The organism is Pedobacter ghigonis (genome assembly GCF_903166585.1).
GTDB lineage: Bacteria > Bacteroidota > Bacteroidia > Sphingobacteriales > Sphingobacteriaceae > Pedobacter > Pedobacter ghigonis.
On the sequence record NZ_CAESCM010000006.1, the window covers coordinates 222,650 to 235,894 of the forward strand.

Sequence of the window (13,245 nt, forward strand, 5' to 3'; positions counted from 1 at the left end):
GAACGATGAAAAGAACATATTGCCTGTTTGTTTTTCTGGTGCTTATCTTTTTTGGTCGCGGTGTTAAAGCGCAAAGCTTACCTTATGTGCTTAATTCGGCCAGTGGTTATGGTAAAATCAATAACCAGTTATACGATTTCAGCATTGGCGAAATGGCATTGGTTCAAACCTTTCAGCTTACCAATACCAGCTTAACACAAGGGTTTTTACAGCCTTTCCTAATTATCGACACACAGGCGGAGGTAAGCATTGTAAATAACATCCTTACGCCAAATGGCGATGGCAAGAACGATTTTTTTGTGATTAAAGGCCTGGAAAAATACCCCGGCAACAAGCTCACTATTTTTGACAGGGGAGGGCGCATGCTTTACTCGGCGGTAAATTACAAGAACAACTGGGATGGCTATGTAAACGGATCGGCACTTGCCGAAGATACCTATTATTACATACTCGATTTAGGAGTTGAGGGAACAGTTAAAGGGTTTATTTCGATTTTATATAAAAAGTAACAGCATGAGAAGAGTGAAACATATTTTAGCAGGGCTGTTGGTTTTATTCGCGATACCGGCATTCGCGCAGCTCAATCCCATGGGGAGCATTTATTACCAGAACCAGTTTTTGGCCAATCCGGCAATTGCAGGTGTAGAGAAGGGCCTAAACCTCAATGCTGCCCTCAAAACCCAATGGACGGGTGTAGAAGGTGGCCCTCGCATTCAGTATTTAACAGGTGATTATGGCCTGAAAAATGATAAAGTGGGTCTGGGTGTGCTTTTTTATAATGAAGGCGCCGGTGCCATTAACCGCACAAGGGCTACATTAACTTATGCTTATCATTTACCTTTAAACGGGGGCACCGAATTTATCGATTTTGGTTTATCGGCCGGTATTATGAACGAGTGGGTCGATTTTGGTAAAGTAAAGGGAGATCTCGACGATGATGTACTCAATAGTTTTAACGACCGTAAGCTGTATCTGGATGGCGATTTCGGTGTTGCATACCGAACTGATAAATTAACTATTCAGGGCGCTTTACCTAACCTGAAAAGGTTTTTTAAAAGAGATCAGGTTAGAAACGTGGTCGATCGGTCTATCTATTTTCTGGCAGCAGGTTATAAGTTCACTACCGATAAGCTAATTAATAGCATTGAACCCAAACTGGTTTACCGTGGGGTGCAGAACTACGATGGTATTTTTGATGCAGGGGTAAACCTTCAGTTTTTAGATCAAAAATTAATGTTGAACGGCATTTACCACAGTACCAATAGCTTTACCGGAGGCTTTGGTGCTAACTATAAAAATCAGTTTTCTATTTTATTTCAGTACACGACCAATACTTCAAAAATGCAGAATTACAGTAATGGAGAGTTTGAGGTTGGATTGAAGTATAGCTTGAAGAATTAGCTATCGATGAAGGTTTAGTAGCCTACAAGGTACTGCAGTGTGTAAAATAAACCCGACAGCAGCGGTTCCGGTTTTTCATCGGAAGTAGCGAATGGCGGGACTGGCATAACCGATTATCACAAGCCCTGCTTTTCAAATAAAATATGGCGTGTTTAAAAAGTCTTTGGCTTTACTTTTGAATGAGAGAATGATTGAATTTTGAATGATTGAATAACGCTATATCATTCAATCATTCAAAATTCAAACAATTAGACCAGGTTATCTGCCCCTGCCTTCGTCCCATTTATTCCGCTCATCCTGCAGTTCGCGGGCAAGCCTCATCTCTTTATCTTTAGCCTTAACCTTGTGCGCCTGAAATTCATCGGCCACTTCCTGGTAAAGCTCCGTACGGTATTTGGCTTCGTGCCTTAATTTACCCGATTGGAAAATAATAAAAGCCAGACCAAGGCCCAGCACAATAATAATCGACCAAACAATAGTATTATAAGTGCCCTTATCAAAGGCAATCCCTAAAAACTTAATTTCGTTAACCGAAGCATTTGCTGTAGCCAGCGAGCTTTCTTTTCCGGTAACCTCGCCTTTTAAACTCGAAATATTACCAGCCTGGGCTGTAATCTCCTGTCTGGCTTCCTGCAATTGTTTGCGTTCTTTGCGTAGCGTATCGTTAACACTTTTCCATAAAGACGATAACCGGTTGGGGTTAATCAGCCTTGCACCATTGAAGCTTTTCGATTTCTTTAACATGAACTGATACTGGCCATTTAACGATGGGTCGGTATTTTTGGTCGTGTCAGGTAAAGTTTGCCCAAACGCAAAGTTTACAAATAGCATAGCGCCTAAAAACAGTAGGGTGTGTTTAATTTTTTGCATAGTTTAAATATAGGTGTTATCGTGTAAAACTACATTTTTATCCATTTCCCGGTTAATATTTTTATGTGAAGTTTGGGGATGAAAGACAAATATGTTTGTGTTTAACATGTTAAATAACAATTTTATCGAAGTTTTATTATAAAATTATTTGCGATAGGTTACATTTGTTTCATGCAAATAGGAATTATTGGTTTAGGCGATATGGGCAAATTGTACGCTGTATCGTTTGTAAACGCTGGTTATAAAGTATGCGGGGCAGATATGCCTTTGCGTTTTACAGATTTAAAAAACGAACTCGAACCTAAAGGAATTGAAGTTTTAATTGACGGGCATGAAGTGGCACGTAAGTCTGATTTTATAATTTACTGCGTTGAAGCCGAAAAAATTGATGAAGTGGTGGCTACTTTTGCACGCTCTACCAAATATGGTGCAATTGTTTCAGGCCAAACATCCGTTAAACATCCCGAAATTGCCGCTTTTGAAAAACACCTTCCACCCGACACCCAGATTGTAACCTGCCATTCTTTGCATGGCCCGGCTTTTAGCCCGGAGGGACAAACCCTGGTAGTGGTGCGCCACCGTGCTACGGACGAGGTTTACGCTAAAGCACTGGAAATTTATAAATCTTTAAAGTCGAACATTATCGAGATGGACGATTACCGCGAGCACGACCGTATTGTGGCCGATACACAGGCCGTAACCCACATGGGTTTCGAAAGCATGGGCTCGGCCTGGAAAAATGCCGGTTTTTTCCCATGGGATAACCCTGCCTATGCCGGAGGGATTGATAACGTAAAGATTTTAACCACCCTAAGGATTTTTAGCTACAAATCTCACATCTATGCTGGTTTGGCCATATTAAACCCTTATGCGCAAAAGCAGGTTAAATATTATGCCCAGGCCGAATCTGAACTCTATAAACTCATGATCTGCGAAAATGAAGTCGAGTTCAGGGAGAAAATTTATGCTGCCCGCGATTTTGTTTTTCACGAAAGCCGCCAGCTGTTGTTGCTTGATGATAACATCATGAAAGAGTTCAGCCTTTCGGATGCCGACCATAAACAGAAACCCAATTCGCATTTAAGTTTGCTGAGCATGGTGTATGCCTGGTATAAAATGGGCGTAAATCCTTACGACAACCTGATTTGCCAGACCCCGCCTTTTAAATTAAGGTTGGGTATTGCCGAGTATCTTTTCAAAAACAAGGAAATGCTCGAAGAATCGATCCAAACGGCATTGTACGATAAATCCATCCGCGGCGATGACCTCGAATTTCATACTGCTGTGCACGAATGGGCCTCGATTATAGGTTACGGTGATATTAACGGCTATAAAGCACATTTTGAAGCGGCTAAATCATTTTTTGCCAATCGGCTGAATGATGGCAGAGATTTAAGTGCAGAGATGATTAAGAGATTAGGCAAATAGATTAACATAAGTTCACGTCATGCTGAATTTACTTCAGCATCTCACTTCTGCAGAGAACCTGAAATAAATTCAGGGTGACGGTTATTCTATCTCAAAATTCTATTTTATCCCCTTAAATCATCCATTTTCCATCTCTCATTTTACATATTCCATATATCATATAGACTTTATTTTATTCCTTTAATCCTTCGTTTCCCCAAAAACAGTACATTATATTTGCCCGCATGTCGGTATTGCTGTTTACCATAATCGTTTTATTAGGTGCTTTTTTGGCCGGATTACTGGGCTCGTTAACGGGTTTAGGTGGAGGTGTAATTATTATCCCTTTGCTCACCTTAGCTTTAGGGGTAGATATCCATTATGCCATTGGCGCATCTATTGTTTCGGTTATTGCCACTTCATCGGGTTCGGCGGCAGCTTATGTTAAAGAGGGCATTACCAATATCCGTATTGGTATGTTTTTAGAAATCGCTACTACCATTGGTGCCATTTGTGGCGCAATTGTAGCCGTTTACCTAAACGCTAACTACATTGCCATCCTGTTTGGCTGTATCCTCATCTTTTCGGCCATCATGACTTTGAAGAAGAAGGTAGATCATACCACTTTAGATGATACCGATAAATGGGCCAGGTTTTTTAAACTGAACGGATCTTATCCCGATAGGGGAACAGAGCATCCTTATGCGGTGAAACATATACCAGGTGGTTTTTTTATGATGCTTTTTGCCGGAACCTTATCCGGTTTGCTTGGGATTGGCAGCGGGGCGTTAAAAGTAATTGCCATGGATAACATTATGCGTTTGCCTTTTAAAGTATCTACCACTACCAGTAATTTTATGATGGGCGTTACGGCGGCGGCCAGTGCAGTGGTTTATTTGCACCGCGGTCAAATCGATCCAGGTATAGCCATGCCGGTTTGTATTGGTGTTTTAACCGGTGCTACGGTGGGTTCGAAAGTTTTATTGAAAACCAAAACCGATAAACTTAAAATTGTGTTTGCCGTGGTGGTTGCATTTCTGGCCATGCAAATGATTTATAAAGGAATAAGCGGATTGTAATGAACACAGCCAACAAGGAAAATATAAAAGATAAAGATATTCAGCTAATACTGGGTACACTTTTGCGTGCAGGCGTAATTATTTCGATGGGTATTGTGTTGATAGGAGGGGTAATTTTCCTGATCCACAACAAAGGTGTAATTACCGATTATAAAGTTTTTAAACCCGAGCTTGCCAGGTTTTCGTCGATAGCGGCCATATTTAAAGGAGTGCTTACCTTTCAGGGCGATGCAGTGGTGCAATTTGGCATATTGATGCTGATATTCACGCCGATAGCACGGATTGTGTTTGCCATTTTTAGCTTTTTAATAGAGCGCGATTACCTCTATGTACTCATCGGATTTATCATTTTAGCGATTATAACCATCAGTTTAAATGGTGGTTTAGCACATTAACACTACTTTTAAAGTTAAATCGCATCATATCAGCAATTTATTTGAAAAAATATTTCGCTAACTATTTGAAAATTAATAATTCTTGTCTATCTTTGCCGTCCCTTTCGGGGGATGTACAACCACCTTGAACGAAGCCCTACTGCTTCGATGGGTGTTAAAATTAAAAGATAAAATGTCAGGAATTATTGGAAAAAAAGTAGGAATGACCAGTATCTTTGATGCCGAAGGAAGAAACATTCCTTGTACGGTAATCGAGGCTGGACCTTGTGTAGTTACACAGGTAAAAACCGAAGAAGTAGATGGTTACTCGTCAATCCAACTGGGTTACGATGAGAAAAAAGAGAAAAACACAACTCAACCATTGAAAGGCCATTTCGCGAAAGCAAACACAACTCCGAAACGCAAGCTGGTAGAATTTGATTCATTTACAACTGCACTTAATTTAGGTGATGTAGTAACTGTTGATGCATTCGCAGAAGGCGATTTTGTTGATGTTGTAGGTACCTCAAAAGGTAAAGGTTTTCAAGGTGTTGTAAAACGCCACGGATTTGCCGGTGTTGGTATGCAGACTCACGGTCAGCATAACCGTTTACGTGCCCCAGGTTCATTGGGAGCATCGTCATTCCCTTCACGTGTATTCAAAGGAATGCGCATGGCAGGAAGAACAGGTGGAGACAGAGTGAAAATTCAAAACTTACAGGTTTTGAAAGTTTACGCTGAGCAAAACTTATTAGTAGTTAGTGGTTCCATTCCAGGAGCTAAAGGTTCTTACGTAATCTTAGACAAATAATCAGATGGAAGTTAAAGTATTAAACATTTCAGGTAAAGAAACAGGTGCCAAGGTGCAACTTCCTGAATCGGTATTTGGTATCGAGCCTAACGACCACGCGATTTATTTAGATGTAAAACAGTATTTGGCTAACCAACGTCAAGGTACTCACAAATCTAAACAACGTAACGAGATTGCTGGTTCGACCCGTAAACTATACAAACAAAAAGGTACAGGTGGTGCCCGTGCTGGTAGCATTAAATCTCCGTTATTTAACGGTGGTGGTCGTGTTTTCGGTCCTCAGCCACGTGATTACAGTTTTAAATTGAACAAGAAATTAAAATCATTAGCACGTAAATCAGCTTTAGCTTATAAAGCAAAAGATAACAATGTGGTAGTTTTAGAAGATTTCAGCTTCGATACAATTAAAACTAAAAACTTTACAAGTTTATTGGCTGCTTTAAAAGTAGATACACAAAAAACTTTGTTGGTTTTACCTGCACAAAATAATAATATCTATTTATCAAGCAGAAACGTTCAGAAAACTAAAGTAATCTCTGCAGCAGATTTGAATACTTATGATGTATTAAACGCTGGCGTACTTGTGTTAACTGCTGATTCTGTTAAAACTTTGGAGGAGGCATTTGCCAAGTAATATGGAAATTTTAAAAAAACCAATATTAACCGAAAAAGCTTCAGCTTTAACTGAGAAATCTAACCGTTTCACTTTTAGCGTTAACCACAAGGCTAACAAAATCCAGATCAAAGCAGCTATTGAGAAATTGTACGGTGTAACCATCGTTGCAGTTAACACTATGGTTGTTGATGGAAAAGCTAAGTCTCGTTACACTAAAGCAGGTTTTGTATCAGGTCGTAGCCCGAAATACAAAAAAGCAATCGTAACGTTGAAAGACGGCGAAACAATAGATTATTACGCAACCCTTTAATTTAATAATTCATTATAACTATGGGCTTAAGAAAATTTAAACCAGTTACTCCAGGTACCCGCTTCAGAGTTGGTGCTAGCTTTACGGAGATTACAGCAACCAAGCCCGAAAAATCATTGGTTGCATCATCAAAAAAGTCTGGTGGACGTAACAATACAGGAAAGATGACCATGCGCTACATGGGTGGTGGTCACAAAAAATCTTATCGTATTATCGATTTCAAACGCGATAAATTCGATATTCCTGCTACAGTTGCTACTGTAGAATACGATCCAAACCGTACTGCCCGCATCGCATTATTACACTATGCTGATGGCGAGAAGCGTTATATCATTGCTCCTGAAGGATTGCAAGTAGGTTCGGTATTATTATCGGGCGATACTGCAGCTCCAGAAGTAGGTAACACTTTAAAATTATCGAACATTCCATTAGGTTCTATCATCCACAACGTGGAGATTCACCCTGGAAAAGGAGCACAATTGGCTCGTAGTGCAGGTGCTTACGCACAATTAGCTGCCCGCGATGGTAAATATGCTACTTTGAAAATGCCTTCAGGCGAAACCCGTTTAATCCTGACTACTTGTCTTGCTACTATCGGTGCTGTTTCTAACTCAGATCACGCGAACGAAGTATTAGGTAAAGCAGGTCGTAAACGTTGGTTGGGCCGTCGTCCGAGAACTAGACCGGTAGCGATGAACCCAGTAGATCACCCAATGGGTGGTGGTGAAGGTAGATCATCAGGTGGTCACCCACGTTCAAGAAATGGCGTTTTAGCTAAAGGCTACAAAACCAGAGAACTTAAAAAATATTCTAATCGTTACATCATAGAGAGAAGGAAGAAATAATGGCTCGTTCGATAAAAAAAGGACCTTATATTGACCATAACGTAGAGAAAAAAGTAAACTCTATGAATGATTCAGGCAAAAAGTCTGTAATCAAAACTTGGTCTCGTAGATCAATGATTTCACCAGATTTCGTTAATCATACATTTGCAGTACACAACGGTAATAAATTTATCCCTGTGTACGTAACAGAAAACATGGTTGGTCACAAGTTGGGAGAATTTGCTCCAACCAGAACATTCAGAGGACACGCTGAAAAGAAAAAATAATTAGACAATGGAAGCAATAGCAAAATTAAACAATTGTCCAACCTCACCGCGTAAGATGCGTTTGGTTGTAGATCTTATCAGAGGTGAACGTGTAGAGAAAGCATTAAGCATTTTAAAGTTTACCAATAAAGAAGCAGCAATAAGAGTTGAGAAATTATTATTATCTGCTATTAAAAACTGGGAAGCTAAAAATGAAGGTGCCCGCCCTGAAGAAAACCAACTTTTTGTAAAAACAGTTATGGTTGATGGTGGCCGTCAGTTAAAACGCTTACGTCCAGCTCCTCAAGGCCGTGGATATAGAATTCGCAAACGTTCTAACCACGTAACGCTGATTGTAGATAGTAAAAATACAGAAACTCAAAACTAATTAGGAAATGGGACAAAAAGCAAATCCAATAGGTGCCAGGTTAGGAATTATCAAAGGATGGGATTCTAACTGGTTCGGTGGCAACAACTACTCCGATAAATTAGTTGAAGATGAGAAAATAAGAAAATACCTTTCTGCCCGTATCGCAAAAGGCGGTGTTGCAAAAGTAGTTATCGAGCGTACGTTAAAACGTATCACTGTAACTATCCACACAGCTCGTCCGGGTATCGTAATCGGTAAAGCAGGTGCTGAGGTTGATAAAATCAAAGAAGAGTTAAAGAAATTAACTAAAAAGGAAATTCAGATTAACATCTTTGAAATTAAACGCCCTGAACTTGATGCACAATTAGTTGCAGAAGGTGTTGCAAAACAATTAGAAGCAAGGATCTCATTCCGTAGAGCAATGAAATCTTCTATCGCATCAACCATGCGTATGGGTGCTGAAGGTATCAAAATCATGACTTCTGGTCGTTTAGGTGGTGCTGAGATGGCACGTACTGAGCAGTACAAAGAAGGAAGAGTGCCTTTGCATACATTCCGTGCTGATATCGACTATGCTTTAGCTGAAGCTTTAACCACTTATGGTAAAATCGGTATTAAAGTATGGATCTGTAAAGGTGAGGTTTATGGAAAACGTGATTTGTCTCCAAACATCGGTTCGACAAACAACGGTCCTAAAGGCCAGTCAGAGAAACCAGCATTCGGTGGAAGAGATAACAGAGGTGGTGGAAGAGATAACCGTGGCGGTAACGACAGACGTGGTGGAAACCAAGGCGGTCGCCCAGGTCAAGGTGGTGCAAACAGAGGTGGTGGCGCAGGCGCTAACAGAGGTCCTCGTAAATAATTGATTTATTAACATCGTTTAACGATTAGAACAAAATAAAATGTTACAGCCAAAAAGAACGAAGTTCAGGAAGATGCAAAAAGGCAGAATGAAGGGTTTAGCTTCTCGTGGAGCTGAATTAGCATTCGGATCTTTCGGTATCAAATCTTTAGAAGCAACTTGGATCACAAGTCGCCAGATAGAGGCTGCCCGTATTGCCGTAACACGTTTCATGAAACGTGAAGGCCAGGTATGGATCAGAATTTTCCCTGACAAACCGGTAACTAAAAAACCTGCTGAGGTACGTATGGGTAAAGGTAAAGGTGCTCCTGAGTATTGGGTAGCAGTTGTAAGACCTGGACGTGTAATTTTCGAAGCTGAAGGCGTGCCTTTAGAAATTGCTAAAGAAGCATTGCGTTTAGCAGCTCAGAAATTACCAATCCAAACCAAATTCGTAGTACGTAGAGATTACGTAGAAGCATAGTAAAGTGTTGAGGTGAATGTTGTAAATACTTGTTTATTATAACCGCTACACTCAACGTAAAAGAAAAAGAAAAATGAAAAATTCAGAAATCACAGGGCTTTCAAAAGAAGAATTAGTAGCTAAGATTGCGGAAGAAAAAGAGAACTTATCAAAATTAAAGTTCGCTCACACTATTTCAGCTATCGAAAATCCTTCGCGCATTGCAAAAGTAAGGAAAGACATAGCCCGTTTAAACACTGAGTTGACTAAAGTGAAAAACACTGAGTCAGCTACTGAAACTAAATAATTCGAGAGTCGACATGGAAAGACAATTAAGAAAAACAAGAACCGGGTTAGTGGTAAGCAACAAGATGGATAAATCTGTTGTAGTGAGCGTGGAACGTAAAGTAAAACACCCGATTTATGGTAAGTTCGTAAAGAAAACTACCAAATTTATGGCTCACGACGAGAAAAACGAATGCGGTATCGGCGATACAGTATTGATTATGGAAACTCGTCCTTTGAGTAAAAACAAGAACTGGAGATTGGTACAAATTTTAGAAAGAGCTAAATAAGATGGTACAACAGGAATCAAGATTAAACGTTGCTGATAACAGCGGCGCAAAAGAAGTATTAGTAATTCGCGTGCTAGGTGGAACCGGCAAACGTTATGCTTCAATTGGTGATAAAGTAGTTGTTACCGTAAAAAGCGCTTTACCTTCAGGTAATATTAAAAAAGGTACAGTTTCTAAAGCAGTTGTTGTAAGAACTAAAAAAGAAATCCGTCGTAAAGATGGTTCTTATATCCGTTTTGACGATAATGCAGCTGTATTATTGAACGCACAGGATGAGCCAAGAGGTACACGTATCTTTGGCCCGGTTGCGAGAGAACTACGTGAAAAACAATTCATGAAAATCGTATCATTAGCACCGGAGGTATTATAAAATGGGAAACAAAGTAAATACACCAAAACTTAAAATCCGCACTGGAGATTTAGTTAAAGTAATTGCTGGCGATTCAAAAGGTCAACAAGGAAAAGTACTTTCAGTACAAACAGATAAAAACAGAGCCATTGTAGAAGGTATTAACTTAGTATCTAAACATACTAAACCAAATGCTGCAAATCCTAACGGTGGTATTATTAAAAAAGAAGCTGCTCTTCACATTTCTAACTTGATGTTGGTTGATCCAAAATCTGGTAAAGCTACACGCGTAGGTCGTAAACTTAACGCAGATGGCAAAATCGTTAGAGTTGCTAAAATATCAGGAGAGGAGATTAAATAATGGCTACTACACCAAGATTAAAAAGCAAATACAAAGAAGAAGTTGTAAGTGCATTAAAAGAAAAATTTCAGTACAAAACTGTAATGCAGGTTCCTAAATTGGAAAAAATCTGTATCAATCAGGGTGTTGGTCGTTTTTCTGTTACAGATAAAAAGATTATGGATACCACAATCGTTGAGTTGACTACCATTACTGGTCAGCAAGCGGTTCCGGCACAATCTAAAAAGGATATCTCTAACTTTAAATTACGTAAAGGTATGCCAGTAGGTGTACGCGTAACATTACGTGATAACAACATGTATGAGTTCCTTGATCGTTTGATTTCTGTTGCTTTGCCACGTATCCGTGATTTCAAAGGTATTAACGATAAAGGTTTCGATGGAAAAGGTAACTACACTTTAGGTGTTACTGAGCAAATCATCTTTCCTGAGATTAATATAGATAAAATCAATAAAATTTTAGGGATGGATATAACTTTCGTAACTTCGGCAAAATCTGACGTAGAAGCGCTTGAGTTATTGAAACAATTCGGATTACCATTTAAAAATCAAAAAACAGCAGAATAATGGCAAAAGAAGGTGTAAAAGCACGCGAAGTTAAGCGCCAAAAATTGGTAGCTAGATACGCTGAAAAACGTGCAGCATTAAAAGCTGCAGGAGATTTCGAGGGTTTGGATAAATTACCAAAGAACTCATCTCCAGTACGTTTACACAACCGTTGTAAATTAACTGGTCGTCCTCGTGGATATATGCGTACCTTTGGTATTTCAAGGGTAACATTCCGCGAAATGGCACTAGACGGTAAAATACCAGGTGTTAAAAAAGCATCTTGGTAATATAGCTTAGAGCTGAAAGCTTAAAGTCTAAAGCGAATAAACCCGCTTTAGGCTTTAGTCTTTTTGCTTTTCGCTAAAAAAAAGAATTTTAACCGGTAGCAGGTCCCACAGCTGGGTAGCAGAAGGAAACCACTATCAAAAACAATAAATAATGAATACAGATCCAATAGCAGATTATTTAACAAGAGTAAGGAATGCCATTAAGGCCAACCACAGAGTTGTAGAAATTCCTGCATCAAACCTTAAAAAGGAAATTACTAAAGTACTTTTTGATAAAGGTTACATCGCGAACTATAAGTTTGAAGATACTACAGTTCAAGGCACAATTAAAATCGCTTTGAAATACAATCCGATTACTAAAGTTCCTGCTATTCGTACATTAGTGCGAGTAAGTAAACCAGGTTTGAGAAACTATGCTGGTGTTGAAAATATGCCAAGAGTATTAAACGGTTTAGGTATCGCAATCTTATCTACTTCTAAAGGTGTAATGACTGATAAAGAAGCAGCCAAATTAAACATTGGTGGTGAGGTATTGTGTCACGTTTATTAATATTTAGGAGAACAACACAATGTCAAGAATAGGAAAAGCCCCAATTACAGTACCAGCAGGTGTTACTATTACCGTATCTAACGATAACGTTGTAACAGTAAAAGGCCCTAAAGGTGAATTAACGCAAGCAGTAGATTCAGATATCACTGTAAGCCAAGAAGATGGAATTTTATCAGTTCAACGTCCATCAGATCAAAAGAAACACAAAGCATTACACGGTTTATATCGCTCATTGCTTAACAACATGGTTGTTGGTGTTACAGAAGGTTATAAATTAACTCAGGAATTAGTAGGTGTTGGTTACCGTGCTACAAACACAGGTAATACATTAGATCTAGTTTTAGGTTATTCTCACCACTATGTATTCCAGTTACCAGCGGAAATTACCGTTACTACTCAATCAGAAAAAGGTCAGACTCCTAAAATCATTTTAGAGAGTATAGACAAACAATTGATTGGTCAGGTAGCAGCGAAGATCCGTTCGTTACGTGCACCAGAGCCATACAAAGGTAAAGGTATCAAGTTTGTAGGTGAAGTGTTAAGAAGAAAAGCAGGTAAATCAGCATCTAAAAAATAGTAATCATGGCAGGTAAAAAATTATCAAGAAGAGATCGTATTAAAAAAGGGATCAGAAAAAGACTTACCGGTTCGGAAGAGCGTCCAAGGTTATCTGTATATAGAAGCAATAAAGGGATTTATGCGCAGGTAATTAACGATGTAACCGGTAAAACAATAGTTTCAGCATCATCATTATCAAAAGATTTTGCAGGTACTGGAAGCAAAAGCGACCAATCAGTTGCAGTAGGTAAATTAGTTGCCGAAAAAGCAATTGCTGCTGGTGTTAAACAAGTTGTTTTCGATAGAAATGGCTATTTATACCACGGTCGTGTAAAATCGTTGGCAGAGGGTGCCCGCGAAGCTGGTTTAGTATTTTAATCTGAAG

At 39.3% G+C, this 13,245-nt stretch carries 23 protein-coding genes; 22 read left to right on the forward strand and 1 reads right to left on the reverse strand.

Annotated elements, in window-relative coordinates:
• The first annotated feature begins 5 nt into the window (after nt 1-5).
• Together HWV58_RS11185 and HWV58_RS11190 are read left to right on the forward strand one after the other, a co-directional pair.
• Nucleotides 6-509 carry a gliding motility-associated C-terminal domain-containing protein gene (locus HWV58_RS11185; RefSeq protein WP_175634186.1) on the forward strand — a complete coding sequence of 168 codons (504 nt, stop codon included), beginning with the start codon at nt 6-8 and terminating at the stop codon, nt 507-509.
• 4 nt (nt 510-513) lie between these two features.
• Nucleotides 514-1,401, forward strand: coding sequence for a PorP/SprF family type IX secretion system membrane protein (locus tag HWV58_RS11190; RefSeq protein WP_175634187.1), 888 nt, complete (start codon nt 514-516; stop codon nt 1,399-1,401).
• A 258-nt stretch (nt 1,402-1,659) separates the two neighbouring features.
• Here HWV58_RS11190 and HWV58_RS11195 read toward each other — a convergent pair whose 3' ends face one another.
• Nucleotides 1,660-2,271 carry a hypothetical protein gene (locus tag HWV58_RS11195; RefSeq protein ID WP_175634188.1) on the reverse strand — a complete coding sequence of 204 codons (612 nt, stop codon included), beginning with the start codon at nt 2,269-2,271 and terminating at the stop codon, nt 1,660-1,662.
• Between the two features lie 171 nt (nt 2,272-2,442).
• Here HWV58_RS11195 and HWV58_RS11200 point away from each other — a divergent pair, with 171 nt between their 5' ends.
• From HWV58_RS11200 to rplR, 20 genes are all read left to right on the forward strand, one after another.
• On the forward strand, nt 2,443-3,699 hold the full coding sequence (locus HWV58_RS11200; protein ID WP_175634189.1) for a prephenate dehydrogenase: 1,257 nt from the start codon (nt 2,443-2,445) through the stop codon (nt 3,697-3,699).
• A 224-nt stretch (nt 3,700-3,923) separates the two neighbouring features.
• Complete coding sequence (locus HWV58_RS11205; RefSeq protein WP_175634190.1) at nt 3,924-4,757, forward strand: sulfite exporter TauE/SafE family protein; 834 nt, start codon at nt 3,924-3,926, stop codon at nt 4,755-4,757.
• Entirely contained in the window at nt 4,757-5,152 is a 396-nt protein-coding gene (locus HWV58_RS11210; protein WP_175634191.1) for a DUF1634 domain-containing protein, read from the forward strand. The genes HWV58_RS11205 and HWV58_RS11210 overlap by 1 nt, the downstream gene beginning before the upstream one ends.
• 172 nt (nt 5,153-5,324) lie before the next feature.
• On the forward strand, nt 5,325-5,942 hold the full coding sequence (rplC, locus tag HWV58_RS11215; protein WP_175634256.1) for a 50S ribosomal protein L3: 618 nt from the start codon (nt 5,325-5,327) through the stop codon (nt 5,940-5,942).
• 4 nt (nt 5,943-5,946) lie between these two features.
• Nucleotides 5,947-6,576, forward strand: a complete 630-nt coding sequence (rplD, locus tag HWV58_RS11220) for a 50S ribosomal protein L4 (RefSeq protein WP_090765858.1) — start codon at nt 5,947-5,949, stop codon at nt 6,574-6,576.
• Between the two features lies 1 nt (nt 6,577).
• Nucleotides 6,578-6,868 (forward strand): 50S ribosomal protein L23, encoded by a 291-nt coding sequence (gene rplW / locus HWV58_RS11225; protein ID WP_025145221.1) that lies wholly within the window; start codon nt 6,578-6,580, stop codon nt 6,866-6,868.
• Nucleotides 6,869-6,888: 20 nt separating this feature from the next.
• Nucleotides 6,889-7,713, forward strand: coding sequence for a 50S ribosomal protein L2 (rplB, locus tag HWV58_RS11230; protein ID WP_124561699.1), 825 nt, complete (start codon nt 6,889-6,891; stop codon nt 7,711-7,713).
• Nucleotides 7,713-7,979, forward strand: a complete 267-nt coding sequence (rpsS, locus tag HWV58_RS11235; RefSeq protein WP_010599906.1) for a 30S ribosomal protein S19 — start codon at nt 7,713-7,715, stop codon at nt 7,977-7,979. Before rplB ends, rpsS begins: the two co-directional genes overlap by 1 nt.
• 7 nt (nt 7,980-7,986) lie before the next feature.
• Nucleotides 7,987-8,346: a 50S ribosomal protein L22 gene (gene rplV, locus HWV58_RS11240; protein ID WP_124561700.1), complete on the forward strand. Its 360-nt coding sequence runs from the start codon at nt 7,987-7,989 to the stop codon at nt 8,344-8,346.
• A gap of 7 nt (nt 8,347-8,353) precedes the next feature.
• Complete coding sequence (gene rpsC / locus HWV58_RS11245) at nt 8,354-9,190, forward strand: 30S ribosomal protein S3 (protein ID WP_175634192.1); 837 nt, start codon at nt 8,354-8,356, stop codon at nt 9,188-9,190.
• Nucleotides 9,191-9,230: 40 nt separating this feature from the next.
• Complete coding sequence (rplP, locus tag HWV58_RS11250) at nt 9,231-9,653, forward strand: 50S ribosomal protein L16 (RefSeq protein ID WP_113951798.1); 423 nt, start codon at nt 9,231-9,233, stop codon at nt 9,651-9,653.
• Nucleotides 9,654-9,726: 73 nt separating this feature from the next.
• Entirely contained in the window at nt 9,727-9,939 is a 213-nt protein-coding gene (gene rpmC / locus HWV58_RS11255) for a 50S ribosomal protein L29 (RefSeq protein WP_025145217.1), read from the forward strand.
• A gap of 13 nt (nt 9,940-9,952) precedes the next feature.
• A complete protein-coding gene (gene rpsQ / locus HWV58_RS11260) occupies nt 9,953-10,207 on the forward strand; it encodes a 30S ribosomal protein S17 (protein ID WP_010599901.1) in 255 nt (84 codons plus the stop codon).
• 1 nt (nt 10,208) lies between these two features.
• Nucleotides 10,209-10,577 (forward strand): 50S ribosomal protein L14, encoded by a 369-nt coding sequence (gene rplN, locus HWV58_RS11265; RefSeq protein WP_010599900.1) that lies wholly within the window; start codon nt 10,209-10,211, stop codon nt 10,575-10,577.
• A gap of 1 nt (nt 10,578) precedes the next feature.
• Complete coding sequence (gene rplX / locus HWV58_RS11270; protein WP_124561703.1) at nt 10,579-10,917, forward strand: 50S ribosomal protein L24; 339 nt, start codon at nt 10,579-10,581, stop codon at nt 10,915-10,917.
• Nucleotides 10,917-11,483: a 50S ribosomal protein L5 gene (gene rplE / locus HWV58_RS11275; protein WP_056097523.1), complete on the forward strand. Its 567-nt coding sequence runs from the start codon at nt 10,917-10,919 to the stop codon at nt 11,481-11,483. The genes rplX and rplE overlap by 1 nt, the downstream gene beginning before the upstream one ends.
• On the forward strand, nt 11,483-11,752 hold the full coding sequence (gene rpsN / locus HWV58_RS11280) for a 30S ribosomal protein S14 (RefSeq protein ID WP_039475193.1): 270 nt from the start codon (nt 11,483-11,485) through the stop codon (nt 11,750-11,752). The genes rplE and rpsN overlap by 1 nt, the downstream gene beginning before the upstream one ends.
• Nucleotides 11,753-11,903: 151 nt before the next feature.
• Complete coding sequence (rpsH, locus tag HWV58_RS11285) at nt 11,904-12,302, forward strand: 30S ribosomal protein S8 (RefSeq protein WP_010599896.1); 399 nt, start codon at nt 11,904-11,906, stop codon at nt 12,300-12,302.
• Nucleotides 12,303-12,321: 19 nt separating this feature from the next.
• A complete protein-coding gene (gene rplF, locus HWV58_RS11290; RefSeq protein ID WP_175634193.1) occupies nt 12,322-12,879 on the forward strand; it encodes a 50S ribosomal protein L6 in 558 nt (185 codons plus the stop codon).
• A gap of 5 nt (nt 12,880-12,884) precedes the next feature.
• Nucleotides 12,885-13,238, forward strand: coding sequence for a 50S ribosomal protein L18 (gene rplR / locus HWV58_RS11295; RefSeq protein WP_124561705.1), 354 nt, complete (start codon nt 12,885-12,887; stop codon nt 13,236-13,238).
• Nucleotides 13,239-13,245 lie beyond the last annotated feature (7 nt).